Source organism: Nonomuraea gerenzanensis, from assembly GCF_020215645.1.
Taxonomy (GTDB): domain Bacteria; phylum Actinomycetota; class Actinomycetes; order Streptosporangiales; family Streptosporangiaceae; genus Nonomuraea; species Nonomuraea gerenzanensis.
The window spans coordinates 5,192,746-5,218,340 of record NZ_CP084058.1; the positions used below are offsets into that span (position 1 = coordinate 5,192,746).

Here is a 25,595-nt window from a genome sequence, read left to right on the forward strand (position 1 = left end):
CCCCGTTCGGCCGCCCTTCAATGGGGCGGCCGAGGCGATCGGGCAGTAACTGCTCGCAGCGTGACACCATGATTGCCTTGGGCGGACCCTGGTCAGGTTGTGGAGGATCGTACATCGCTGGGCGAGGTGTTACCAGCTACTTGACGGCTCTAGCTTGGAGCCCCGTAACCGTTACTCCCAGGGGCTGTCGGCCAGCTCCCACGGGCTGTCGAGCTCCCACGGGCTGTCGATCTCCCAGGGGCTGTCGAGCTCCCACGGGCTGTCGGCCGCGGTGACGGGCGCGGCGGAGGCGGGGGACGCCAGGCCGGCGACGGAGCCGAGGATCGCGACGATCGAGATGAGAACCAGGGCCGCCAGCTTGCTGATGCGTGCACTCATTTCGACCAACCTCCGTGTCGTTTCTCGCACCGGTTGTGCGTTCGGCGACGACGCTCACAGCAGCCGCAATTCACTTCGCATCGCGTGTCTTTCACGGGGATATCGACCCTGGTCGGAGTGCGGAACTATCGCTTACCGATGGCGTTCCATCGCGCCGCCTTCGGCCCGCTATCGCCCGGCGATAGCGGATCGATAGAACACGAAAGGGCGGGCGATAGCCGAGGTCGGCATGGTGGGTCGGTACACGCGGGCGAGGTGCCCGCGGCCGATCGTTTCTAGCCCTGATGGGTGTGGTGACATGGGAATCTCGGTGGAGGCGCAGGACGCGGTCTACGGCCGCCCCGCCGCCGGCATGGAGGTGCGCCTCGAACGGATGGCCGACACCCAGTGGATGCTCGACGGGAAATCCGAGATCGGCCCCGAGGGTTTCGTTCGGGAATGGCTGACGCTCGATCTGAGCCGCGGTCTCTATCGCGTGGTCTTCTGCGGAGAACGCTATTTCGGGGCCCTCGGGCTCAGCTCCGCCTATCCGGAGATAAGCGTGATGTTCCGCATGCTCGGCGATCAGGACGCGAGCGCGTACAAAATTCAGGTCTGGCTCTCGCCCTATTCCTATTCGACTTACTTCGGCTCGAGGATCTGATCCCCATGAAGGCCTCCCGCTACAGCCCGCCCCCGCGGATCCCGCTCGACGACCGCTCCTGGCCGGACGCCACCCTCGGCGCGCCGCCCCGATGGCTCTCGACCGACCTGCGCGACGGCAACCAGGCGCTGTCCAGGCCCATGTCGCCCGAGCGCAAGCTCGTCATGTTCGACCTCCTCGTGGGCATGGGCTACAAGGAGATCGAGATCGGCTTCCCCACGGCGAGCCGCGACGAGCACGACTTCGTCCGCCTGCTCATCGAGCGCGGGCTCATCCCCGACGACGTGGTGGTCTCGGTGCTGACGCCGGCGCGCGAGGAGCTGATCGAGGCCACCATGGCGAGCCTGCGCGGCGCCGCCAGGGCCACGCTGCACCTCTACAACGCCACCTCGCCGGCCGCCAGGCGTCTGGTGCTGGGCGTGAACCGCCAGGAGTGCAAGGACCTCGCCGTCCACGGCACGCACCTGGTCATGAAATATGCCGACTCACTGCTCGACGACTGCGACCTGCGCTTCCAGTACTCGCCCGAGCACTTCAACGACACCGAGCCGGACTTCTCCCTGGAGGTCTGCGAGGCCGTCATGGACGTCTGGCAGCCCGGCCCCGACCGGCCGATCACGCTGAACTTCCCCACGACGGTCGAGCGCTTCATGCCCAACCTGTTCGCCGACCAGATCGAGTGGATGGACCGCCACCTGAGCCACCGCGCCCACCGCTGCCTGTCGGTGCACCCGCACAACGACAGGGGCACCGGCGTGGCGGCGGCGGAGCTGGCGATGCTGGCGGGCGCGCGGCGCGTCGAGGGCTGCCTGTTCGGCAACGGCGAGCGCGCCGGCAACGTCTGCCTGGTCACGCTGGGGCTGAACCTGGCGGCGCAGGGCGTCGACCCCGGCATCGACTTCGGCGACCTGGACGGCGTGCGCCGCATCGTGGAGGAGTGCACCGGCATCGCCGTCTCGCCCCGCCACCCCTACGGCGGCGACCTGGTCTACACGGCCTTCTCCGGCGGCCACCAGGACGCGATCAAGAAGGGCTTCGACGCCATGGCCGCGCAGGCCGCCGTCGCCGGGCGCGACCGCTCCGAGCTGCCGTGGGCCGTGCCGTACCTGCTGGTGGACCCGCAGGACGTGGGCAGGACCTACGAGGCCGTGGTCCGCGTCACCAGCCAGTCGGGCAAGGGCGGCGCCGCGTACGTGATGAGCTCCCGCTACGGGATGAACCTGCCCAGAGGGCTGCAGGCCGAGCTGGCCCGGCTCGTCCAGTCGCTGGCCGACGCCGGCGGCGGCGAGGTGGCGCCGGAACGCATCATGGAGGCGTTCGCCGACGAGTACGTGGTGCCCGTCGTACCCGGCGTGCCAGGCGTGCCCGGCGTGCCAGGCGTTTCCTCGTTCGAGGCGCCGGGCACGGTAGCCACCCTGCACATCGACGGCGAGCCCGACGGCGCCGACTGGGCGGCCACGATCGCCTCGATCCGGTCGGCGATGGAGCGCCGCGGCCTGGTGACCCGGGTGGTGCGGCTCATGGGCGGGGCGTCGGTGAGGCGGGGCGAGGACATCGCCGTGTACGCCGAGTGCGAGCTGGACGGCGACGCCGTCTGGGGGGTGGGGATCGAGCCCGACGTGTGCGCCGCCGCCCTGGCCGCCGTCGGCTCCGCGATGGCCAGGGCACGGCGGAACGGGCTGCTCCCGGACGGCACGCGCGAGGACGGGCGCCGGGGCGGGCGGCTCGGGCCCGCCAGGCTCAGACGCGTGATGGCGAAACGATAGAGATCGGAATCCGGCCATGGCCTTGATCGAGCGGCAGGAAGAGTTGTCGTGCCTTGAGACGCTCATCGCCGGCGCGGCGCTGGGGGAAGGGAAGATCGCCCTCGTCGGCGGCCCGTCGGCGATGGGCAAGAGCGCGCTGCTCGACGCCCTGGCCGAGCGGGCGATCGACGTGGGGGCCCTGGCGATCACGGCGACCGCGTCCAGGATGGAGCAGGGCCTGCAGCTCGGCGTGCTGCGCCAGCTCATCCAGGACGCGCCGCTCGTCCGGGCGGAGCGCGAGCGCGCCGACCGCCTGCTGGAGGAGGGCCGCAGGAGCGCCACCGAGCGCGCGGGCAGCGAGCTGCTGCTGGAGGAGCAGGTCGTGCACGCGCTGATCACGGTGCTGCTGGAGCAGTCGGAGCGCTACCCGCTGGTCATCCTCGTGGACGACGTGCACCACGCCGACCGGGCCTCGCTCATCTGCCTGGCCTACATGGCCCGCAGGGTCAGGGGCGCCAAGGCCGTGACGGTGTTCGCGCACAACGACGGCTTCCCGCACGACGACCTGCTCGGCGTCGAGGTGCCGCGCCTGCCGCACTGCCGGCGGCTGCGGCTGGCGCCGCTGTCGCGCCGGGGCGTGGCCGCGCTGATGGCGGGCCGCGTGGGCCTGGGCGCGGTGGACCGCTTCATCGACGAGTGGTACGCGCTCAGCGGCGGCAACCCCCTGCTGGCCGGGGCGCTGGCCGAGGACCACCGCAGGTTCCTGCGCACCGCCGACGAGCCGCCGGCCGAGCCGGTCGTCGGCGAGCAGTTCGGCCAGGCCGTGCGCGAGTGCCTGCGGCGCGGCCATCCCCGTACCGCGCAGGTGGCGCAGGGCCTGGCCATCCTCGGCACGCGCGAGGGGCTGGAGGAGCTGCTCGGGCTGCCCGGCCTCGACGTCGGCAGGGAGCTGGACGCGATGGCGGCGATCGGCCTGCTGGACTGCGGCACGTTCCGGCACGAGGCCGTCAGGTCGGCCGTCCTGGCCGGCACCGAGCTCGACCGGCGCCGCGAGCTGTATCGCGGCGCCGCCGAGCTGGCCTACACCCGGGGCCTGCCGCCCTGCGTCGTGGCCGGGCTGCTGCTGCACGCCACCCCGGTCGAGGCGTCCTGGGTGGTGCCCACGCTGGAGGAGGCCGCCATGATCGCGCTGCGCGAGGGCCGGGTCGAGGAGGCCATCTCCTACCTGAAGCTCGCCTGGCGCGAGTGCGCGGACGAGTCCCGCCGCGCCAAGATCATGACGATGCTCGTCCGCGCGCAGTGGCGGCTCAACCCCGCCGCGCCCGCCGGTCACCTGGACCTGCTCACCGAGGCCCTGACCAACGGCAGCCTGCGCGGCAGCGACGCGATCGTGCTGGCCCGCGCGCTGCTGTGGCACGGGCGCTTCGAGGAGGCCCGCGAGGTGCTCGACCGGCTGACGGCGGAGATGGCCGCGGCCGACCACGAGACCCGCGCCGAGCTGCTGGTCACCCAGCTGTGGCTGCGCGCCACCCACCCGCCGCTGGTCGCCCGCACGCGTTACCCGCGCAAGGCGGACGTGCTGGCCGGCATGGTGTCGGGGGCCGTCAGCAGGCGGATGGAGTCGACGCTGGCCCTGGCCGAGGTGGTCACCCGCGGCCCGCGCGAGTCCAGCCTGGCGACCGTCGAGCGCATCCTGGACAACACCCACCTGGATGAGATGTCCATGGACGTGGTGGAGAACTCGCTGCTCGCGCTCACCTACGCCGGCCGCTGCGGGCGCGCTGCCCCGCTGTGCGACCAGTTCAGCGCCGAGGCCTCGGCCCGGCAGGCGCCGAGCAGGCAGGCCAGGCTGGCCGCGATCCGCGCCGAGATCGCGATCAGGCAGGGCGACCTGCCCGCCGCCGAGCGGCACGCCCGCACCGCGCTGGAGACGATCCCGATGAGCAGCTGGGGCGTGGCCATCGGCGGCCCGCTGGCCAGCATGATCAACGCCCTCACGGCGATGGGCCGCCAGGACGCCGTGCGCGAGTACCTCGACCGCCCGGTGCCGAAGGCGATGTTCCAGACCAGGTACGGCCTGCACTACCTGCACGCCAGGGGACGCTACAACCTGGCCGCCGAGAGCTTCACGCTGGCCATCCACGACTTCCTGCGCTGCGGCGACCTGATGACGGCCTGGGGCCTCGACAACCCCTCGATGATCCCGTGGCGGGCCGACGCGGGGGAGGCGTGCCTGCGCGTGGGCCAGGCGGCGGAGGCCATGGGGCTGGTCGAGGCCCACCTGGAGGCCTGCGACCACGCCGCGCACCGCGCCAGGGGCATCGGGCTGCGCCTGCGCGCCGCCGGCGCAGAGCCGCAGCGCCGCCCCGCCCTGCTCAGGCAGGCCACGGAGTACCTGCAACTGGCCGGCGACAAGTACGAGCTGGCCAGGGCCCTGTCCGACCTGGCCGAGGCCTACGACGCGCTGGGCGACAACAGGCGGGCGCTCACCATCGCCGGCCGGGCCCTGGCCGCGGCGGAGGAGTGCCGGGCCGCCCCGATGATCAGCGCGCTGAGCCGGGCGACGGAGGCGGGCGACGTGCCCGCGCCGCTGCCCGGCACCGTGATCGACAAGCTGAGCGGGGCCGAGCGGCGGGTGGCGGCCCTGGCGGCGGCGGGATACGCCAACCACGAGATCGCCGACAAGCTCTACATCACGGTCAGCACGGTCGAGCAGCACCTGACCAAGACCTATCGCAAGCTCAACATCTCCGGCCGCGCCGACCTGCCCCTGATCCAGGAGTTCGGCAACCACCCCCGGGCCTGACGGCAGGGCATGCGGGAAGTTGCCGCCGTCCGCCCGTGCGGGTGATCGTCGATGGTATGGAGCTGACCGTGGTGCGGGGCAGGGCGACCCCCGAGGAACTGGAAGCGATCGCCGCGGCCATCGTCCGGTGCGTGGCGCGCGGGAACGGCGATCGCGGCACGCGGTGGGCCGAGTCAGGCCGGCCGGCGCGCGGGCCGCTGCCTCCGGGCGGCCGCGACGGGTGGCGGCTGAGCGGCTGGGCGGCCGGGCGCGATCTGTGGTGAACACCGCTGGGCGGCCGGGCGGCCGGGGGCGCGGGACGGCGAGGGCCGAAGCACAGCCGGCGGGCTTCGCCGACACCGTCATCGGCGGCACCGTGACCGACATCCTGCTCGGCGAGGGCGCCGGCGAGCGGCCCCTCGCGGGCGTCGGCGTCATCGGCCTGGCCCTGCTCTACCTGGGCCTGGCCGCGATCGGCCCGGTGCCCGCCCCGTTCGCCCGCGCGCCGCGCGCCCGCCCCTTCCCGCTGTTGCGCCACCTGCTCAGGCACGCGGCGGACAGCGCTGGGCGACGTCGTGCTCATGGCGGTGCTGTTCCTCATCGTGGCGCGGTTCGGCGGCGGCCCGCAGCCGGCGCCGCAGGCGACCGCCGCCCCCTGATCGTGGCGGGCGTGTTCACCTTCCTGTACCGGGACCTGCGGCTGCTGGCCGCAGGGAGATCATCCCCCGGTACCCCGTAGCGCCGTGGTCCTAAGGAGACGACCATGTCAACATTGCTCGGCTCGCTGCGCAGGCTCGTCCTGGCCCCCTCCCTGGAGGAGGTGAGCTTCGCCGGGCGCGGCTTCCCCGGCACGCCCACGGCGGCGACGGCCCGCCTGGAGGCGATCCCCCAGGCCGTGGTGTGCGGCTTCGAGTGGGGGATCGACGCGCGTGACCAGGGGGAGGTGGAGCGCAGGCTCGCCCTGGTCGACCCGGAGTTGCGCGGCTTCGCCTACGAGGGCGCGACGATGGCGTTCACCGTACGCGACGTCATGCCGGGCGGAGGCGCGCACCGCACCCGTGACCTGCTGCTCGGCCCCGGGCAGCCGCACATCTTCCTGGCCTACATCGGCATCGGCTTCGCCATGGCCCGGCTGCCCAGGCCGCTGTGGAAGAAGGTGCTGCCCGACCTGGCCGGCACGCCGTACCACCCCACGATGAGCTGGCTGGCCGTCGACGGTTACGGCTTCGACCTGGCCTACTTCCACACCCGGACGTGGGTGCGGGAGCAGCGGGTGCCGGAGCCGTACCCGTGGCTGGGCGAGCCCGGCTACTTCCCGCGCGCCGTGGACCAGGGCATCGGCCGCGCGCTGTGGTTCATCCACGGCGCGCGGACCGGCGAGGTTTCGGCGGCGGTGCGTGCCTTCGCCGCGCACCGGCAGCCCGACCTGTGGAGCGGCGTCGGCCTGGCCGCGACGTTCGCGGGCGGCTGCGACGGCGCGGCGCTGGACGCGCTGTGCGCGGAGGCGGGCGAGCACCGGGCGCACCTGGCGCAGGGATCGGTGTTCGCGGTGAAGGCGCGCCATTACGCGGGATTCCTGCCCGCGCACAGCGAAGCGGCGGGTGCGGTGCTCACCGGCCTTTCCGTGGCCGATACCGTCGCGCTCGCCGACGGCACCGCCGGCGACGATTACGAAATCTGGCGCGGCCGTATCCGCGCGCATTTCTCCACGGAGAAAGCCGGCCGCTGACCGCATTTCGTCCCCTGGCAGGACGGGTGGCTTGACGCTGCGCTGAAACGCCCTCTGAGCTGAGCAAATCCGAAGTTGTCCGATTGTCGGACCGGATGTGCTAATTGGTAGGGGTTTATCTGACCACAAGGTTGGAGGGCGATTTTGGCCAGTGTGTTGCGGTCACTGAGGAAGAGAATTCTGACGCCCCACATCCGGGAGACCACGCTCGAAAGACGCGGTTTCCCGGTGAAGAACGCGGCGGCCAAAGAATTGCTGGAGACCGTCGGCGAGAGCTTTCTCGCCGGCTACGCCCACGCGGTGGAGTCGGGCAGCCTCGCCGAGGCCGAGCAGCGGCTGGAGCAGGTGCCGGCCAGGTTCAAGGGCTTCGCCTACGAGGGCGCGGGCATGGGCTTCGCCGTCCTGGACTGCCTGGCCTTCTCCGACCTGCGCAGGACCCGCCGGTTCCTGAGCGGCGCGGGCGACAGGCACAACTACATGATCTACGTCGGGATCGGGTGGGCCATGGCGCGGCTGCCCCGCTTCCTGTGGCCGTCGAGCCGCCGGCTCGACCCGCTGCTGCTGTGGCTCGTGCACGACGGCTACGGCTTCCACCAGGCCTACTTCCACACCCGGCGCTACGTGCACGAGCAGTACCGGGAGCCACGCTTCTCCTGGCCCGCCGGCTACGAGAGCTACGCGTCCCGGGCCGTGGACCAGGGCATCGGCCGCGCCCTGTGGTTCGTCGGCGGCACGGACGTGGACCGGGTCACCGCCCTGATCGACGGCTTCCCCGCGGCCCGCAGGCCCGACCTGTACGCGGGGACGGGCCTGGCCGCCACCTACGCCGGCGGCGCCCCCGAGTCCGAGCTGCGCGAGCTGCGCAGGCGGGCCGGTGACCACGCGCCCCAGCTCGCCCAGGGCAGCGCCTTCGCCGCCGAGGCCAGGATCCGCGCCGACCTGCTGTGCCCGCACAACGAGCTGGCCGCGCACGTGCTGTGCGGCACGAGCGCGCTGCGGGCGGCCACGCTGTGCCGGGAGACGCGGCCCGGCTCCCAGGAGCTGGCCGCCCAGACGCCCGGCGCCCCGCCCGCGTACGAGACGTGGCGCGCGCGCATCGCCGACAGTCTTCACTCCCTTGGAGGTGTTACCCCGTGACAGTGGTGGCCGCATGGCTGCGCAGGCAGCTCGCGGGCGTGATCGCCCTGATCCTGATGATCGCCGTGTTCCTCGTGGGCCGCCCGACCTTCGCGTCGCAGGCGGACAGGGAGCACCTGTCGGGCGCGTACGGCTTCGCGCCCATGAGCATCGCGATGCCGGGCGGGGCGCCCCAGCAGACGATCCGCAAGGTGAACCAGGCCTACAAGCACATCGACGCGTGGATCTCCTCGGTCGGCGCGGCGATCGCCATGAACGACCTCGACGGCAACGGCCGCGACGACGACCTCGTCATCGTGGACACCCGTACCGACCAGGTGGTCGTCACCCCGGTCCCCGGCCAGGGCACCGCCAGGTACCAGCCGTTCGCGCTGTCACTGGGCGCCCTGCCCGTGAACGAGGCGATGGCGCCCATGGGCGCAGTCCCCGCCGACTACAACCAGGACGGCAGGACGGACCTGCTGGTCTACTGGTGGGGCCGCACGCCGACGCTGCACCTGCAGCGCTCGACCGCGACCACGCTCGACGCGGCGGCCTTCCAGGCGAGCGAGCTGGTGCCCGGCCCCGCGGGCGGCGAGTACCGCGGCGAGCTGTGGAACAGCAACGTGGCCACGGTCGCCGACTTCGACGGCGACGGCCGGCCCGACGTCTTCGTCGGCAACTACTTCCCCGACGGCAGCCCGGTGCTCGACAGCCGCGTCAACGGGGGCGTCGAGATGAACGACTCGCTGTCCAACGCCGTCAACGGCGGCCGCAACTACTTCTTCCGCTGGACGGCGGGCACCTCCGGCGACCGGCCCACCGCGAGCTTCACCAGGCTCGACGACGTGCTGCCCGCCGACCTGTCCACCGGCTGGGAGCTCGGCGCGACCTCGGTCGACCTCGACGGCGACACGCTGCCCGAGCTGATGCTGAACAACGACTTCGGCCACGACCACCTGCTCTACAACACCTCCAGGCCCGGCTCGATCTCCTTCACCCGGGTCCAGGCCACGCGCGGCCCCGGCGTGCCCAAGTCCAAGATCCTCGGCAACGACTCCTTCAAGGGCATGGGCTCCGACGCCGGCGACTTCAACCACGACGGCATCTACGACTTCTTCGTCAGCAACATCACCACGCCGTTCGGCATCCAGGAGAGCAACTTCCAGTTCATCTCCACGGCCAGGAACAAGCAGGACCTGCGGGCCCAGCTCAAGAGCGGCGGCGCCCCCTGGGACGACCTCAGCGCCGAGCTGCGCACCGCCTGGTCGGGCTGGGGCTGGGACCCCAAGATCGAGGACTTCGACAACGACGGCGAGCTGGAGATCGTCCAGGCGACCGGCTTCGTCAAGGGCGACGTCAACCGCTGGCCGCCGCTGCAGGAGCTGGCCGCGGCCAACGACCAGATCACCAGCAACCCCAAGTCCTGGCCCAACGTCACCCAGGGCGGCGACATCGCCGGCAGCCAGCACCTGGCGTTCTTCGCGCCCGACGGCAACGGCCGCTACGCCGACCTGTCCCGGGAGCTCGGGCTGGCCGTGCCGGTGCCCACCCGCGGCATCGCGACCGGTGACGCCAACGGCGACGGCCTGATCGACTTCGCCGTGGCGCGGCAGTTCGACGCGCCGGTCTTCTACCAGAACACCAGCACCTCCAAGGGCGCCTTCCTCGGGCTGCGGCTGACCCACGAGGACCCCGCGGCCGAGCCGGGCACCGGCTCGCCGGTGATCGGCGCGCAGGCCACCGTCACCACCCCGGACGGGCGCGTCCACGTCGGCCGGGTGGACGGCGGCAGCGGCCACTCCGGCAAGCGCGCGCACGCCATCCACCTCGGCCTGGGCCAGAACGTGACAGGCCCGCTCAAAGTGCACCTGACCTGGCGCGACCGCACCGGACAGCCGCGCAGCCAGGACCTCCAGCTCACCCCCGGCTGGCACGCCGTCCAGCTCGGCACGTCCGCGAAGGAGAAGTGACGACATGGCAGACAAGGCGGTCACCACCAAGCCGGGTCACGATCCCAAGGTCATCACCGCGCTGCGCAGGTTCGCCATCTCCATCACGGTGTTCAACATCCTCGGCTACACCTGGTTCGGCTTCGAGCAGCCGTGGACCTGGCCGTTCGTGGCGCTGGCCACCGGCTACACCGTCGAGATCGTGCTGGAGGTCATCGGCGCCCGGTCGGAGGGCAGGGCGCCGCGGTTCCTCGGCAACGGCCCGCGCGGCCTCATGGAGTTCCTCCTGCCCGCGCACATCACCTCGATCGCCCTCAACATGCTGACCTACGTCAACGACCAGGTGCTGGTCATGATGTTCGGCGTCACCGTCGCCGTCGGCGCCAAGTGGGTGCTCAGGGCGCCGGTCCGCGGCCGGCTGCGGCACTTCATGAACCCCTCCAACCTCGGCATCGCGGTGATCCTGCTCGTCTTCCCCTGGGCCAGCATCGCGCCGCCGTACCACTTCACCGAGAACGTCTACAACCCCATCGACTGGATCATCCCCGCGATCATCATCGTCGGCGGCACCATGCTCAACGGCAAGCTGACCAACCGGATGTGGCTGATCGGCGCCTGGGTGGGCGGCTACGCGCTGCAGGCGATCGTACGCGGGCTCGTCATCGACGACATCTCCATCCTGGGCGGCCTGTCGATGATGACCGGGGTGGCGTTCATCCTCTTCACCAACTACATGATCACCGACCCGGGCACCACGCCGTCCAGGCCGCTGTCCCAGGTGGCCTTCGGCGGCGGCGTCGCCCTCGTCTACGGCCTGCTGATGGGCATGAACATCCCCTACGGGATCTTCTTCGCCACGGCGGCCGTCTGCCTGATCCGCGGCGCCTTCCTGTGGTCGCTGCACATCGTGAACCAGGCCAGGACGCTGGACGCCGCCAGGGTGACCGCGGCGGCCGAGCAGGCGGTCGCCGCCTCAGGGAGAGAGGTCGCGAAAGCATGACCAGGATCGCGATAGTCGGCATGGCCTGCCGCTACCCGGACGCCGCCTCCCCGCGCGAGCTGTGGGACAACGCCGTCGCCGGGCGCCGGGCCTTCCGCCGGCTGCCCGACACCCGCATGCGGCTGGAGGACTACTGGGACCCCGATCCGGCCGCGCCCGACACCTTCTACGCCAGGACCGCCGCGGTCATCGAGGGCTACACCTTCGACCGGATGGCGCACCGGATCGCGGGCAGCACGTACCGCTCGACCGACCTGACCCACTGGCTCGCCCTCGACATGGCCGGCCGCGCCCTGGCCGACGCGGGCTTCCCCGAGGGCAGCGGGCTGCCGCGGGCCCGTACAGGCGTCGTCGTCGGCAACACGCTCACCGGCGAGTTCACCCGCGCCAACGTGATGCGGCTGCGCTGGCCGTACGTCCGGCGCACGCTCGCCGCCGCGCTCAAGGAGCAGGGCTGGGACGACGACCGGCTGGCCACCTTCCTGGCCGGCTACGAGGAGGTCTACAAGGACCCGTTCCCGCCCGTGGACGAGGACACCCTGGCCGGCGGGCTGGCCAACACCATCGCCGGGCGCATCTGCAACCACTACGACCTGCACGGCGGCGGCTACATCGTGGACGGGGCCTGCTCCTCCTCGCTGCTGTCGGTGGTCACCTCCGCCAAGGCGCTGACCGACGGCGAGCTGGACGTGGCGATCGCCGGCGGCGTGGACCTGTCCATCGACCCGTTCGAGGTGATCGGCTTCGCCAAGACCGGCGCGCTGGCCAAGGGCGAGTTCCGGCTCTACGACCGGCACTCCAACGGGTTCTGGCCCGGTGAGGGCTGCGGCATCGTGGTGCTGATGCGCGAGGCCGACGCGCTGGCCGCCGGGCACCGCGTCTACGCCACGGTCGCCGGCTGGGGCATCTCCTCCGACGGCAAGGGCGGCATGACGCGGCCCGAGGTCAAGGGGTACCGGCTGGCGCTGGAACGCGCGTACGAGCGGGCCGGGTTCGGCATCGAGACCGTGTCCCTGTTCGAGGGGCACGGCACGGGCACGGCGATCGGCGACGCGACCGAGCTCACCGCGCTGTCGCAGTCGAGGGCCGCCGCCGACCCGGCGGCGCCTCCGGCGGCCGTCGGCTCGATCAAGGGCATGATCGGCCACGCCAAGGCGGCGGCCGGGGTGGCGGGCCTCATCAAGGCCGCCATGGCCGTGCACGAGCAGGTGCTGCCGCCGACCATCGGCTGCGTCGACCCGCACCCGGTGCTCGCCGAGGAGCCCGCCGCGCTGCGCGTGCTGCGCCAGGCCGAGCCGTGGCCCGACGGGCGCCCGCTGCGCGCCGGCGTCACCGCCATGGGGTTCGGCGGCATCAACACCCACGTCGTGCTGGAGGCCGAGGCGCCCAGGCGCAGGATGTCCAGCAGGACCAGGGCGCTGGCCACCGCCCAGCAGGACGCGGAGCTGTTCCTCTTCGACGCGGCCTCCTGGGAGGAGCTGCGCGGCGGCGTGGCCGAGGTGGCCGCGTTCGTGCCCGCCGTGTCGTACGCCCAGCTCGGCGACCTGGCCGGGACGCTGCGCGGCAGGCTGCGCGGCCTGCCGTACCGGGCGGCGGCGGTCGTCGCCTCGCCCGAGGACGCCGAGCGGCAGCTCGGACGGGTGCTGACGGCGCTCGACTCCGGCCAGAGCGAGCTGTTCACCCCGGACGGCAAGGCGTGGCTGCGCCGCGCCTCGGCCAGGCCCCGCGTCGGCTTCCTCTTCCCCGGCCAGGGCTCGGGGCGCGGCACGAGCGGTGGCGCGCTGCGCAGGCGCCTGCCGTGCGTGGACGAGCTCTACCGGACGGCCGGCCTGCCCACCACCGGCGACATGGTGGCCACCTCGGTGGCCCAGCCGCGCATCACCACCGGCTCCATGGCCGGCGTGCGCGCGCTGTCCGCGCTCGGCATCGAGGCGGAGGTCGCGGTCGGGCACAGCCTGGGCGAGCTGTCCGCCCTGTGCTGGGCCGGCGCCATGGACGAGGCCGCGCTGCTGCGCGTCGCGGGCAAGCGGGGCAGGGCCATGGAGCAGCACAGCGACTCCGGCACGATGGCCGGGCTGCGCGCCGGGCCCGAGGCCGCCCGCCGGCTGATCGGTGACCTGCCCGTGGTGATCGCCGGCTACAACTCCGGCGACCAGACCGTCGTGGCGGGCCCCGTGGACGCCATCGACCAGGTCGGGCAGGCCGCCGCCCGCGAGGGCCTGACCTGGACCAGGCTGAACGTCTCGCACGCCTTCCACTCGCCGCTCGTCGCCCCCGCCGCGCAGGCGCTCGGCGACGCCCTGGCAGGCGAGCGGTTCGTGCCGCCGGCCCGCCGGGTCGTCTCCACCGTCACCGGAGCCGAGCTGAACGGCGACACCGACGTCACCGAGCTGCTGCTGCGCCAGATCACCGCGCCCGTCCGGTTCGCCCAGGCCGTGCGGCTCGCCGCCGACGGGCTCGACCTGCTCGTCGAGGTGGGCCCCGGCCGGGTGCTCAGCGGGCTGGCGGAGGAGCTCACCGACGTGCCCGCGGTCGCGCTGGAGACCGACGGCGAGTCGCTGACGGGGCTGCTCGGCGTGGTCGCCGCCGCCCACGTGAGCGGCGTGCCCGTCGAGCACGAGGAGCTGTTCCACGGCCGCCTCGTGCACCCCCTGGAGATCGGCACGGAGTTCTCGTTCTTCGCCAGCCCCGCGGAGTCGGCGCCGAAGCCCTTCGTCAAGGCGGTCGCCAAGCCCGTCACCGTTCCCGGGCAAGCAGCCGCGCAGGAGAGCGCCAAGCGCGACGGCGAGTCCACCACGGACCTGCTGCGCCGCCTGGCCGCCGAACGCGTGGAGCTGCCGCTGGAGCTGGTCACCGCCGACAGCAAGCCGCTGGACGGCCTGCACCTCAGCTCCGTCACCGTCATGCACATCCTCGACCAGGCCACCCAGCATCTCGGCATGCCCGCCGTGCAGCTGCCCAACGTGGCCACGGCCACCCTGGGCGAGCTGGGCGAGGCGCTGGACCGGCTGGCGGCCCAGCCGCGCGACCAGCGGGCCCGCGGCGTCGCGGCGGCGGCCACCTGGGTGCGGCCGTTCACCGTCGACCTGGACGAGCTGCCGGTGCCCCGGCGGGTGGCCAAGGAGCAGCAGGGCCGGTGGGAGGTGTTCGCCCCTTCGGGCTCGGCTCTCGCCCAGCCGCTGAAGCAGGCGCTCGAACAGGAGAAGGTCGGTTCAGGTGTGCTGGTGTGCCTACCGCCGGACTGCGCGGCGGCGGACCTGGAGCAGGCCCTGCTCGGCGCCCAGGCGGCGCTCGCGGCGGGGCCGGGCACCCGGTTCGTCCTGGTCCAGCACGGTAAGGGGGCGGCCGGGCTGGCCAAGACACTCCACCTGGAGGCCCCCGGGGTGCGCACCACCGTCGTGCACGTACCGCCGGCGACCGAGCTGATCGGGCAGGTGGTCGCCGAGGTGGCCGCCACCGGGGACTTCTCCGAGGTGCACCTCGGCGCCGACGGCGTGCGCAGGGTGCCCACCCTGCGCGTGCTGCCCGCCGGTCAGGAACGCGAGGAGCACCCGCTCACGGCGGACGACGTGCTGCTCGTGACCGGCGGCGGCAAGGGCATCACGGCGGAGTGCGCGATCGCCATGGCAGGCGCCGTGGCCGGTGCGGGCTCCGCCAAGCTGCTCCTGCTCGGCCGCTCCGACCCCGCCCAGGACGAGGAGCTGGCCGCCAACCTGCGGCGGATGACCGGCTCCGGCCTGACCGTCCACTACGCCAGGGCCGACGCCGCCGACCCCGACCAGGTACGCCAGGCCGTCGCGGCAGGAGAGCAGGCACTCGGCCCGGTCACCGCGATCCTGCACGGCGCCGGCTACAACGCCCCTGCCGGCATCGCGAGCCTGACCCCGGACGCCTTCGCCCGCACGTTCGCCCCCAAGGTGGACGGCCTGCGCAACGTGCTCGCCGCCGTGGACCCCGGCAGGCTGCGCCTGCTGGTCACCCTGGGCAGCATCATCGGCAGGGCGGGCCTGCAGGGCGAGGCGCACTACGCCACCGCCAACGAGTGGCTGGCCGAGCTCACCACCGAGGTGGGCGCGGCCCACCCGGACACCAGGTGCCTGTGCCTGGAATGGTCGGTGTGGTCCGAGGTCGGCATGGGCGAGCGCCTGTCGGTGGTGGACAAGCTCACCGAGCAGGGCATCACCCCGATCCCCGTCGAGCAAGGCGTGCGGATCATGCGCAGGCTCGTCACCGACCCGGACCTCGACGGCGTCGTGGTGATCAGCGGGCGCACCGAGGGGGTCGCCACGGTCAGGCGCGACGAGCCCGAGCTGCCGCTGCTGCGCTTCGTCGGCACGCCGCTGATCCGCTACCACGGGGTGGAGCTGGTCAGCGAGGTCGAGCTGAACGCGGGCACCGACCTCTACCTGGCCGACCACCTCCTCGACGGGAACCTGCTGTTCCCCGCCGTGATCGGCATGGAGGCCATGAGCCAGGTGGCGTGCGCCGCCACCGGCCGCCAGGAGGCGCCCGTCATCGAGCGGGCCGCCTTCAGCCGGCCGATCATCGTGCCGCCCGGGTCGAGCACCACGCTCAGGATCGCGGCGGCCGCCACCGGCGACGACACCGTCGCCGTCACCATCCGCAGCGCGGAGACCGGCTTCGAGGTGGACCACTTCAGCGCCGAGCTCCGCTTCGACGCCGGGCCCTGCCCCGAGGGCCCGCCCGGCCAGATCCCGGACGGGCTGCCCCCGGTCGCCCTCGACCCCGACACCGACCTGTACGGCCAGGTGCTCTTCCAGGGCACCCGCTTCCAGAGGCTGCGCCGCTACCACCGGGCGGCGGCCCGCCACGTGGACGCCGACCTAGCCGTGGAGCGGGACGGCTCCTGGTTCGCCGGATACCTGCCGGGTGAGCTGCTGCTCGGCGACCCCGGCATGCGGGACGCGCTCATGCACGGCAACCAGGTGTGCGTGCCCGACGCCACGCTGCTGCCGACCGGCATCGACCGGGTGCGGCCGGGCGGGGCGGCGCTGGACGAGCTGGACGAGGTGCGTTACTGCGCCGCCGAGCGCAGCAGGGACGGTGACACCTACGTCTACGACATCGCGGTCCGCACCAAGACCGGTGATCTCGTCGAGCGCTGGGAGGGGCTGCGCCTGCAGGCCGTGCGCAAGCAGGACGGCCGCGGGCCGTGGGCGGCGCCGCTGCTCGGCCCGTACGTCGAGAGGAGGCTCGGCGACCTGGTCGGCGCGAGCGTCGCGGTCGTCGTCGAACCCGGCGACGAGCTGACGGACCTGGCCCGCCAACGCCTGCACACCCTGCCGGCCGCTCCACCTCCTCAGGGCAGCAGCGCACTGGCGCATGTGCCGGGCCTGACGCTCACCGTGGCCGCCACGCAGACGGTGGCCTGCGCCATCACACCGGTCGGTGCCGCGCCGGAGCCCGCGCACCGGGCGACGGCCGAGCGGAACGACACGCAAGCCGGGCTCGCCGAGCGGATCGCCGCGCAGGCGGGGGAGAGCGGCGACGTCGCCGCCGCCCGCGTCCGCGCCGCGGCGGCCTGCCTGCGCGACGCCGGCCTCGGCGACCTGGCGGAGCCGGAGCTGCGCCCGCCCACCGGCGACGGCTGGGTGGTGCTGGCCACGGCGGACGCGCGCATCGCGACCCTGGCGACCACCGTGCGCGGCCTGACCGACCCCGTGGTGGTCGCGGTTCTCACCGAAGGACGGTCATGACGATGGAGAAGTACTTCGAGTATCGCCACACGGTGGGTTTCGAGGAGACCAACCTGGTGGGCAACGTCTACTACGTCAACTACCTGCGCTGGCAGGGCAGGTGCAGGGAGATCTTCCTCAAGGAGTGCGCCCCCGAGGTGCTCGCCGACCTTCAGGACGACCTCAAGCTGTTCACCCTCAAGGTCGACTGCGAGTTCTTCGCGGAGATCACCGCCTTCGACGAGCTGTCGATCAGGATGCGCCTGATCGAGCTCGCCCAGACCCAGCTCGAGTTCGGCTTCGACTACGTGCGCGTCGGCCCCGGTGACGGGGAACTGCTCGTCGCGCGTGGCCGGCAGCGGGTCGCCTGCATGCGCGGGCCGAACACCAGGACCGTCCCGGCCAGGGTGCCGCCCGCACTGGTCGGCGCGCTCGAACCGTACGCAGCCTAGACGCCGATCACAGGAGGTCAGCGTGCACGTCTCCTCTTCCACCGCACTGACCGACAGCGCGATCGACGCCGCGGCGTTGCGTCACGCGTTCGGTGCCTTCGCCACCGGCGTCACCGTGGTGACGACCGGCGGCCCCGTCCCTCACGCCATGACGGCCAACTCCTTCACCTCGGTCTCGCTGGACCCGCCGCTGCTGCTGGTGTGTGTCGCCAAGTCGGCGAGCATGCACCGCTTCCTCGGCGCCAGCTCCTTCTTCGGCGTCTCCGTGCTCGCCGCCCACCAGGAGGCCGAGGCCAGGCACTTCGCCAACCGCTACCGCGAGACGGGCGCCGCCCAGTTCGCCGCGGTGGACGTGGTGCCCGGCGAGCTGACGGACGTGCCGCTGATCGCGGACGCCGCCGTGAGCTTCGAGTGCGACCTGTGGCGCTCCTACGACGGCGGCGACCACACCATCTTCCTGGGCAAGGTGCTGTCGATGCGGCAGCGTCCAGGCAGTGACGGGTTGCTGGTGTACCGGGGCAGGTTCGCCGCGCTCGACGAGGTCGCGGCGTGATGGCTGTCCAGACTCGGCCGGCGGCGCGGGCACGGGTGCGTGCCGCGCCGCCCGGCCCGCCGCTCTGGGCGGGACCGGCCCTGTTCAGGCAGCTCGTCTCGGACCGGCTGGGCATGCTGTCGGACGCCGTGGCCAGGTACGGCGACGCGGTGCGGCTCACCATCGGCCCCAAGAGCCTCTACCTGTTCAACCACCCCGACCACGCCAAGCACGTGCTGGCCGACAACAACGCCGGCTACCGCAAGGGCCTCGGCCTGGCCGAGGCCAGGCGGGTCCTCGGCGACGGCCTGCTGACCAGCCACGGGCAGGTGTGGCGCGACCAGCGCAAGGCGATCCAGCCGCTGTTCCAGAACAAGCGGCTGGCCAGGCAGGACACGGTCATCGCCGAGGAGACGGGCCGGCTGGTGGCCAGGCTGCGCGCCCACGCGGGCGGCGGGCCCGTGGACGTGGCCCACGAGATGACCGCGCTCACACTCGGCGTGCTGGGCAGGACGCTGCTGGAGGCCGACCTCAGCGCGTGCGGGTCTCTTGGGCACGGGTCCATCGGGCACGGCTTCGAGGGCGTCCAGGACCAGGCGATGTTCGAGATGGTGACGCTCGGCGCGGTGCCGCTGTGGCTGCCGCTCCCGCTGCACCTGCGCTTCCGCCGGTCGCGGCGCGAGCTGCACCGGGTCGTGGACGCCCTGGTCGCCCACCGGATCGAGCATCCCACCGGCGGGGATGACCTGCTGTCCCGCCTGATCGCCGCCGCCGGGCAGGCGCCCGACGAGCGGGCGGCCCGCGACCGGCTGCGTGCCGAGCTGATCACCATCCTGCTGGCCGGGCACGAGACCACGGCCAGCACGCTGTCGTGGGCCTTCCATCTGATCGACCGCCATCCCGCCGTGCGGGAGCGGCTGCGCGAGGAGGCCGTCTCCGTGCTGGGCGACCGGCCGCCGACGGTGGACGACCTGCCCAGGCTCACCTACACCACCATGGTGCTGGAGGAGGTCATGCGGCTCTACCCGCCGGTGTGGGCGCTGACCCGCGTGGCGGTGACGGGCGACGAGGTGGGCGGGTACCGGGTGCCCGCCGGGGCGGACGTGCTGATCAGCCCGTACACGCTGCACCGGCATCCGGCCTGGTGGCGCGAGCCGGAGCGGTTCGATCCCGGCAGGTTCGCGCCGGACGTGCGGTCGGACCGGCCCCGCTACGCCTACATCCCGTTCGGCGCCGGGCCGCGGTTCTGCGTCGGCAGCCATCTGGGGATGATGGAGGCCGTCTTCGTGCTCGCCTCCGTGGTGCGCGAGCTGCGGCTGACCGGGCTGCCCGGGCGGCCGGCCGTGCCCGAGGCGATGTTGTCGCTGCGGGTGCGGGGCGGGCTGCCGATGACCGTCGGCGTCCTGTAGGAGAAGGCGCGGAAAAAAGGGCCGCGGGCGGTGATCTCGTCACCGCCCGCGGCCCCGCGCGTCCCTGGTCTCCTTCACCCGGTGTCCTCCCGCTGCTGGTCGTACCCGCCGGCCTCCTGGTTCCACGCGGACAGCATGTCGCCCAGCGCGAGCAGGTGCGGCGGGTCGAAGCTGCTCATGGGCCGCAGCGTGAGGTCGGCCCGGTGGGCGCCGCCGTGCGCGCCGACCGCGATGGGGCCGCGGCGCGCGACGCACAGCGTGACCTCGCTGGTGGGCGGCAGGTTGACGACCTCGTCGCAGCCCTCGGCCACCGACTGGGCCAGCAGGTACCAGTGGCCCGCTGGCACGTCGTCCATGACGAACGGGCCGGGCCGGCTGAGCACGGTGTAACTGGCGGGCTTGCCCTCCAGGAGTTGCCCCACGAACATGCCCGCGAAGACCGGCCGGTCGGGCAGCGGCGAGGTGACCGTGCCGTGCACGGTGGCGGTGCCGCCGCCGCGCGACCGGCTCGCCCCGCCCGCCACGCTCATCCTCGGCACGCTCAGGACCTGGCGGTAGCGGCTGGGGGACAGGCCCACGCTCCGCGTGAAACGGCTGCTGAACGTGCCGACGCTGGAGTAGCCGACCTGGTGGCTGATGTAGGCGATGTTCAACGAGGTCGAGGCGAGCAGCCGCTTGGCCTCGCGCAACCGCACCGCCGACAGGAACCGGCCTGGTGACAGCCCCGTGACCCGCTGGAAGACCCGCGAGAAGTGGAACTTGCTGAACATCGCGGTGTGCGCCATGTCGTCGATGGTGATCTGCTCACCGAAGTTCTCGTGAATGTCGTCGATCACTCGCATGACCGCTCGTTCGATGACGTCGTCCATGTGGCCTCCCGCTTCCGGATCGGCCGGTGTTGCGCGCTTTCCGGATACGCGTCGATAAATGCCCTTCGGTGGTACACGCGGTGCGCCCGCGCGAATGCTGCACGGTTCCCGAAATTGATTCGACAAAAATCGCCAAGTGCTTGCCCGGTTTCTCGCGGTAGTTTTCCTTGCAAAACCCTGTTGATTGTTGTCAACTGTCCTGAGAGGGCCGGAGGGCCGCGCAGGTGGCCAAGAGGGCTGCCCATCCCCCGAGCGTACGAGCGCACCGGCCGCCCGCCCCCGGCCGCGCCGCGTTATCAGGGGTCCGCCGGCCACGATTAGGGGTGCCCCTTCGAATAAGGGCGCCGGGCACCCGGCTAGGGGTTGTCCCGCATAGTGCGCAGGTCGATTCTTCACATATCGACCGACTGTGCAAAAAACGGGGGAGCGATTATGTCCGAAGGGCGGGGCGAACAAGAATTCACGCGCTTCGTCCAGCAGACCAGGCCCATGCTGAGACGCAGCGCCTTCGCGCTGTCCGGCGACTGGCACGAGGCGGACGACCTGGTCCAGCGGACACTCATGACCATCTATCTGCGCTGGCGCGAGCTGGAACGGCGGGACAGGATCGCGCCGTACGCGCGCCGGGTCATGACGCGGCTGCTCATCAGCGACCGCCGGTCGTCGCGATGGACCAGGGAGGTCCTGTTCGGCGTGCCGCCCGAGGCCGGCGCCGCGCTCGACCCGTACGTCCCGGTGGTCCAGCGCATGGTGCTGAGGGACGCGCTGGCCAGGCTCGGCCCCCGCCAGCGCGCCACGATCTTCCTCCGCTTCTGGGAGGACCGCAGCGTGGAGGAGACCGCGCGGGTCCTGGGCAACGAGTCATCCACGGTACGCAGCCAGACCGTCCGCGCGCTGAACACCCTGAGGGACGCGCTGGACGCCTCATCCACCTAAGGAAGGCCCATGAGCGCACAGCTCTCCGCGGACCACGAGACGAGGGTCACCACGCTCGAGGCGTTCGCCGACACGATCATCCCCGGCGCCAGACGCAGCGACCAGGACAGGGCGGTGGCCGGCGCGAGCCCCACCGGCGGCGCGGTGGCGGCGGGCGCGATGGAGCTGATCCACTGGGACGCCACCGGCATCAGCCAGAGCCTCGACGGTTACGCCCGCGCGCTCAATGAGCACGCCCGCGAGTTCGCCCAGCAGCACGGCCTCGACCTGGACGGGGACGTCCCGCCGTTCGTGGCGCTCGGCTTCGAGCAGCGCACCGACCTGGTCCGCGTGCTCACCGCGCCCGGCCACCCCGACAAGGCGCTGTGGGTGCTGCTGTCCCTGTTCTGCTACATGGCCTACGACTCGGCCGCGCACACCGGCACCGCCGCCGCGCTGGCCGCCGGGCACCCGGGCCTGACCTCCATGCGCCTGGCCGCGCCGGGCGCCGACGGCCTGTGGCGCTTCCCCTCCTGGTCGTACGGCAGGCAGCTCGCCGACCTCCACCCCGGCACCACCGACACAGGGAGCCCAGCATGAACAGTGTCGAGCGCACCGACGTGCTCGTGGTCGGCACCGGCTTCGGCGGCGCGATCGCCGCCTACCACCTGGCCGCGGGCGGGGCCCGCGTGGTCATGCTGGAGCGCGGCCCGTGGCTGACCGCCGCGGACTACGACCACGACTTCAAGCTCGGCTCGTCCTACACGCGCCTGTTCGACTTCACGGTCGGCGACGGGATGAGCGTGCTCGGCGGCAACTGCGTGGGCGGCGGCAGCGTCGTCTACTTCGCCGCGATGCCGCGGGCGCCCCGCTTCGTGTTCGAGCGGCGCGGCAGCGTCAACCGCCGCATGTGGCCCTCCTCGATCACCCGCGACACGCTGGACCCCTGGTACGACCGCGTCGCGGAGTCCATCGCCATCACCCGGCAGGGCTGGGACGACGTGTCCTACTCCGGCGGGCTCTGGGCCGCCGCCTGCCGGCACGCCGGCCGCACCGCCAACCCGGTGCCCGCCGCCGTGGACACCGCCGCCTGCACCAACTGCAACTGGATGATGGCCGGCTGCCGCTTCGACGCCAAGCAGTCGCTCCTGCTCAACTACCTGCCCGCCGCGCTCGCGCACGGAGCCGCGATCAGGCCGCTGCACGAGGTGCAGAGCATCGCCAGGAACCCCGACGGCGGCTACCGCGTGCACTACCAGCTCGTGGACGCCGAGGACTACCGGATCACCGCGGGCGAGGGCAGCATCGACGCCGAGGTGGTCGTGCTCGCCGCGGGCGCCGCGGCCACCCCCGTCATCCTGCAGCGCAGCGCCGCCGCGCTCGGCCCGATGCCGCACGCGGTAGGCCGCTACTTCTCCGGCAACGGCGAGCGGCTCAACACCGCGGTGCTGAACGAGGAGCGCGTCCGCGAGGTACTCGGCCTGGAGCTCGACCCCGCGGCGTTCCAGATCGGCAAGGGGCCCACGGTGGCCAACTGGGACCGGCTGGACGGCTCGCTGCCCGAGTACACCCGCTTCTCGCTGGAGCAGCTCTACTTCCCGCCGGGGCTCGGCACGATCCTCGCGCTGACCGGCGGCCAGGACCCGCGCTGGTTCGGCCTGGAGAAGAAGGAGCTGCTCAGCCACTGGCAGAAGTGGCTGATCATCTTCCAGATGATCGAGGACGACAACGAGGGCGTGTTCGGCCCGCCGCCCGCGCGCGGCAACGCCGACCGGGTCTCCCAGCAGATGCTCGGCCTCGGCACGCTCAGCTACAAGCCGACGCTCAACACGCAGGCCGCCTGGGCGATGGCCGACGCCGAGTGCAAGGACATCCTGGAGCGCGACGGCCTGGCCACCGTCACGCCGTGGACCAACGACCTGGTGGGCGCGTACACCGTGCACCCGCTGGCCTCGTGCCGCATCGGCGACGACCCGCGCACCTCCGCGCTCGACGACCGGCACGAGCTGCGCGGCCACCCGGGGATCTTCGTCACCGACGGCTCCGCCGTACCGGCCGCGCTGACCGTGAACCCGGCCATGACCATCTCGGCGCTCGCCGAGCGCGCGGTGCCGGCCATCGTCCGCGCGGCGCGGGAGCGCGGGGTGGACGTCCGGTACGGCGCGCCCGCCCCCGACGGCTCGACCGCCGGCCGGCGCGGCACCGCGCCGCTGGTGCCCGCCCTGGGAGGGTGAGGTGGGCAGGCTGCTCGCCCGCGTGACGGAGCGCGGCGTGCTCGCCCAGGTGCGCCACGTGTCCCCGGTGCCGCCGCGCGCGGCACGCGGGCTGGTGGGGCGGGTGTACGGCCAGCTCGTCCGGGACTTCGGCATGGCGGCCCCGCCGGTGCTGCTGCACTCGCCGGCGCCCGAGGTGCTGGCGGCGGGGTGGATGATGCTGCGCGAGTCCCTGCTGTCCGGGGGAGTGGCTGCGCGGGTGGTCAAGGAGGTGGTGGCGACCGAGGTGTCGGCCGCCAACGCCTGCCCGTACTGCGTGGACGTGCACCGCGCCACGCTGCTCGGCCTGCGCGGGCACGACGACCCGCGGTACGCGCCCGTGGCGGCGTGGGCGCGGAGCACGGGCGGCGGCCGAGCGGCGACGGAACCGCCCCCGGCGCTGGATGCGGAGCTTGTCGCCGTGGCGGTGACCTTCCACTACCTCAACCGCATGGTGGCGGTGTTCCTCGGCGACTCCCCGCTGCCTCCCGAGGTGCCCCGCCGCGCCCGCGGGCCGGCCCTGCGCGTCTTCGGCCGGCTCATGCGCCCGGCCGCCCGCAGGACGATCCCGCCCGGCGAGTCGCTGCCGCTGCTGCCCGCCGCCGACCTGCCGCCGGACCTGGCGTGGGCGGGCAGCGGCCCCCTGGCCGGCGCGTTCGCCAGGGCGTCGGCCGCCATCGAGGCGGCCGGGCGGCGCTCGGTGCCCGCCCCGGTCCGCGAGTTGGTCACGCGACGCCTGGCGGCCTGGGACGGCGCCCCACCCGCCCGCGCCAGGGTCACCGAGGCGACGGCGGAGCTGCCACCCGGCCTGCGCCCCGCCGCCACGCTGGCCCTGCTGACCGCGCTGGCCCCCTACCAGGTCCACGACGCCACCATCGCGGCCTGCCGGAGCGCCCAGGGCGGCGGCCACGACGACCGCTCGCTCATCGAGCTGACGTCGTGGGCGAGCCTGTCAGCCGCCCGCCGCACCGCCGAGGACCAACCGGCGCCCCTTGCGGCCGGCACGCCGTCCCCAGCCGACACGCCATCCCCAGTCAAGGCTTCATCAGTGGAAAGGACGAACCCGTGAGCGAACTCGACGCCGTACTCGCCGACCTGGCCTCGGACGGCGACCAGCTCGACAGCCTCGTGGCAGGTCTCGAACCGGCCCAGTGGCACCTCCCCACCCCCGCCCCCGGCTGGACGATCGCCGACCAGATCGCCCACCTGACGTTCGTGTTCCGGCTGGCCGCCACGGCGGCCACGGACGCGGCGGCCTTCCAGGCCATGACCGAGGACGCCCAGCACAACTTCGACGGCGCCGTGAACGCCGCGCTCAAGGCGTTCGCCGACGACACCCCCGCCACCCTGCTGGCCAAGTGGCGCGCCCAGCGGGCCGCCGCGGTCACCGGGCTCGCCGCGGTGCCGCCGGACCGGACCGTGCCGTGGCTGGTCAACCCGCTGCCGCCGATCGTGCTCGGCTGCGCGGGCATCATGGAGCAGTTCGCGCACGGTCAGGACATCGCCGACGCGCTCGGCGTCGAGCTGCGGCGCGGTGACAGCCTGCGGCACCTGGTGGTCTTCGCGGTGCTCACCCAGGACTTCGGTTACCTGTCGCGCGGCCTGACCCCGCCGGCCACCGAGTTCCGCTTCGAGATCACCGGCCCGGGCGGCGAGCTGTGGGCGTACGGGCCCGAGGACGCCGACCAGCGCGTCAGCGGGCTCGCCGAGGACTTCTGCCTGCTGGTGACCCGGCGCAGGCACCGCGCCGACGTCGCGGTCACCGCGGTGGGCGAGGAGGCCGACCGGTGGCTGGACATCGCCCAGGCCTACCGGGGCCCGGCGGGCGCGGGGCGCCGCCCCGGCCAGTTCCCGCGCAGGAGCGCGGCCTGAGGGCCGCTCGTCACTTGTTCCAGGCCACCAGGAACTCCGCCAGCGAGATCCGGCCGTCCACGTCGCCGTCGTGCTCGTCCGACACCCTGAAGATCGAGTCGAGCTCGGCGGCGGTGACCTCCTCGCCGCGCGAGCGCATGGCGAGCACGAACTCCTCGCGCGTGATGTATCCGTCGGCGTCGCGGTCGAACTCGCGGAACGTGGCGGTCGGGTCGTCGAGCTCCGGCATGGGCAACCTCTTCACTGCGCG

21 protein-coding genes are annotated in these 25,595 nt (G+C 72.9%); 18 read left to right on the forward strand and 3 right to left on the reverse strand.

Features of this window, described 5'->3' with window-relative positions:
* Positions 1–171 precede the first annotated feature (171 nt).
* Positions 172–378, reverse strand: coding sequence for a hypothetical protein (locus tag LCN96_RS24365; protein ID WP_225275192.1), 207 nt, complete (start codon positions 376–378; stop codon positions 172–174).
* Positions 379–676: 298 nt separating this feature from the next.
* On the opposite strand from LCN96_RS24365, the gene LCN96_RS24370 reads away from it, so the two are divergent.
* The 13 genes from LCN96_RS24370 (at position 677) to LCN96_RS24430 (ending at position 19,437) form a co-directional block, all read left to right on the forward strand.
* Positions 677–1,021, forward strand: a complete 345-nt coding sequence (locus LCN96_RS24370; RefSeq protein ID WP_225275193.1) for a hydroxyisourate hydrolase — start codon at positions 677–679, stop codon at positions 1,019–1,021.
* A 5-nt stretch (positions 1,022–1,026) separates the two neighbouring features.
* Entirely contained in the window at positions 1,027–2,787 is a 1,761-nt protein-coding gene (locus tag LCN96_RS24375; protein ID WP_225275194.1) for a 2-isopropylmalate synthase, read from the forward strand.
* Between the two features lie 16 nt (positions 2,788–2,803).
* On the forward strand, positions 2,804–5,572 hold the full coding sequence (locus LCN96_RS24380) for a helix-turn-helix transcriptional regulator (protein ID WP_225275195.1): 2,769 nt from the start codon (positions 2,804–2,806) through the stop codon (positions 5,570–5,572).
* A 56-nt stretch (positions 5,573–5,628) separates the two neighbouring features.
* Complete coding sequence (locus tag LCN96_RS24385) at positions 5,629–5,835, forward strand: hypothetical protein (RefSeq protein WP_225275196.1); 207 nt, start codon at positions 5,629–5,631, stop codon at positions 5,833–5,835.
* Positions 5,829–6,290 carry a hypothetical protein gene (locus tag LCN96_RS24390; RefSeq protein WP_225275197.1) on the forward strand — a complete coding sequence of 154 codons (462 nt, stop codon included), beginning with the start codon at positions 5,829–5,831 and terminating at the stop codon, positions 6,288–6,290. The genes LCN96_RS24385 and LCN96_RS24390 overlap by 7 nt, the downstream gene beginning before the upstream one ends.
* Before the next feature lie 24 nt (positions 6,291–6,314).
* The gene (locus tag LCN96_RS24395) at positions 6,315–7,280 is read left to right on the forward strand and encodes a DUF1702 family protein (protein WP_225275198.1); all 966 of its coding nucleotides are present in this window, start codon (positions 6,315–6,317) and stop codon (positions 7,278–7,280) included.
* A gap of 153 nt (positions 7,281–7,433) precedes the next feature.
* Positions 7,434–8,417 (forward strand): DUF1702 family protein, encoded by a 984-nt coding sequence (locus LCN96_RS24400; RefSeq protein WP_225275199.1) that lies wholly within the window; start codon positions 7,434–7,436, stop codon positions 8,415–8,417.
* Positions 8,414–10,369: a CRTAC1 family protein gene (locus LCN96_RS24405; protein WP_225275200.1), complete on the forward strand. Its 1,956-nt coding sequence runs from the start codon at positions 8,414–8,416 to the stop codon at positions 10,367–10,369. Before LCN96_RS24400 ends, LCN96_RS24405 begins: the two co-directional genes overlap by 4 nt.
* A gap of 4 nt (positions 10,370–10,373) precedes the next feature.
* Positions 10,374–11,348 (forward strand): enediyne biosynthesis protein, encoded by a 975-nt coding sequence (locus tag LCN96_RS24410; protein WP_225275201.1) that lies wholly within the window; start codon positions 10,374–10,376, stop codon positions 11,346–11,348.
* A complete protein-coding gene (locus tag LCN96_RS24415) occupies positions 11,345–17,065 on the forward strand; it encodes a type I polyketide synthase (RefSeq protein WP_225275202.1) in 5,721 nt (1,906 codons plus the stop codon). The genes LCN96_RS24410 and LCN96_RS24415 overlap by 4 nt, the downstream gene beginning before the upstream one ends.
* Entirely contained in the window at positions 17,062–17,496 is a 435-nt protein-coding gene (locus LCN96_RS24420) for an acyl-CoA thioesterase (protein WP_225275203.1), read from the forward strand. Before LCN96_RS24415 ends, LCN96_RS24420 begins: the two co-directional genes overlap by 4 nt.
* A gap of 22 nt (positions 17,497–17,518) precedes the next feature.
* Positions 17,519–18,049 (forward strand): flavin reductase family protein, encoded by a 531-nt coding sequence (locus LCN96_RS24425; protein WP_225275204.1) that lies wholly within the window; start codon positions 17,519–17,521, stop codon positions 18,047–18,049.
* A complete protein-coding gene (locus LCN96_RS24430; protein ID WP_225275205.1) occupies positions 18,049–19,437 on the forward strand; it encodes a cytochrome P450 in 1,389 nt (462 codons plus the stop codon). The genes LCN96_RS24425 and LCN96_RS24430 overlap by 1 nt, the downstream gene beginning before the upstream one ends.
* A gap of 74 nt (positions 19,438–19,511) precedes the next feature.
* Here LCN96_RS24430 and LCN96_RS24435 read toward each other — a convergent pair whose 3' ends face one another.
* Positions 19,512–20,306, reverse strand: coding sequence for a helix-turn-helix domain-containing protein (locus LCN96_RS24435; RefSeq protein WP_225275206.1), 795 nt, complete (start codon positions 20,304–20,306; stop codon positions 19,512–19,514).
* A 432-nt stretch (positions 20,307–20,738) separates the two neighbouring features.
* Between LCN96_RS24435 and LCN96_RS24440 the strand changes: the two genes are divergently transcribed.
* From LCN96_RS24440 to LCN96_RS24460, 5 genes are read left to right on the forward strand one after another with little or no spacing between them, the layout of a single operon-like run.
* A complete protein-coding gene (locus LCN96_RS24440; protein ID WP_225275207.1) occupies positions 20,739–21,242 on the forward strand; it encodes a SigE family RNA polymerase sigma factor in 504 nt (167 codons plus the stop codon).
* Positions 21,243–21,251: 9 nt separating this feature from the next.
* A complete protein-coding gene (locus tag LCN96_RS24445; RefSeq protein ID WP_225275208.1) occupies positions 21,252–21,821 on the forward strand; it encodes a DUF5987 family protein in 570 nt (189 codons plus the stop codon).
* Positions 21,818–23,455 (forward strand): GMC family oxidoreductase N-terminal domain-containing protein, encoded by a 1,638-nt coding sequence (locus tag LCN96_RS24450; protein ID WP_225275209.1) that lies wholly within the window; start codon positions 21,818–21,820, stop codon positions 23,453–23,455. The genes LCN96_RS24445 and LCN96_RS24450 overlap by 4 nt, the downstream gene beginning before the upstream one ends.
* Before the next feature lies 1 nt (position 23,456).
* Entirely contained in the window at positions 23,457–24,542 is a 1,086-nt protein-coding gene (locus LCN96_RS24455; protein ID WP_225275210.1) for a carboxymuconolactone decarboxylase family protein, read from the forward strand.
* Positions 24,539–25,345, forward strand: a complete 807-nt coding sequence (locus LCN96_RS24460; RefSeq protein ID WP_225275211.1) for a TIGR03084 family metal-binding protein — start codon at positions 24,539–24,541, stop codon at positions 25,343–25,345. The genes LCN96_RS24455 and LCN96_RS24460 overlap by 4 nt, the downstream gene beginning before the upstream one ends.
* A 10-nt stretch (positions 25,346–25,355) precedes the next feature.
* Here the strand turns inward: LCN96_RS24460 and LCN96_RS24465 are convergent, their stop codons facing one another.
* Positions 25,356–25,574 carry an EF-hand domain-containing protein gene (locus LCN96_RS24465; protein WP_225275212.1) on the reverse strand — a complete coding sequence of 73 codons (219 nt, stop codon included), beginning with the start codon at positions 25,572–25,574 and terminating at the stop codon, positions 25,356–25,358.
* Positions 25,575–25,595 lie beyond the last annotated feature (21 nt).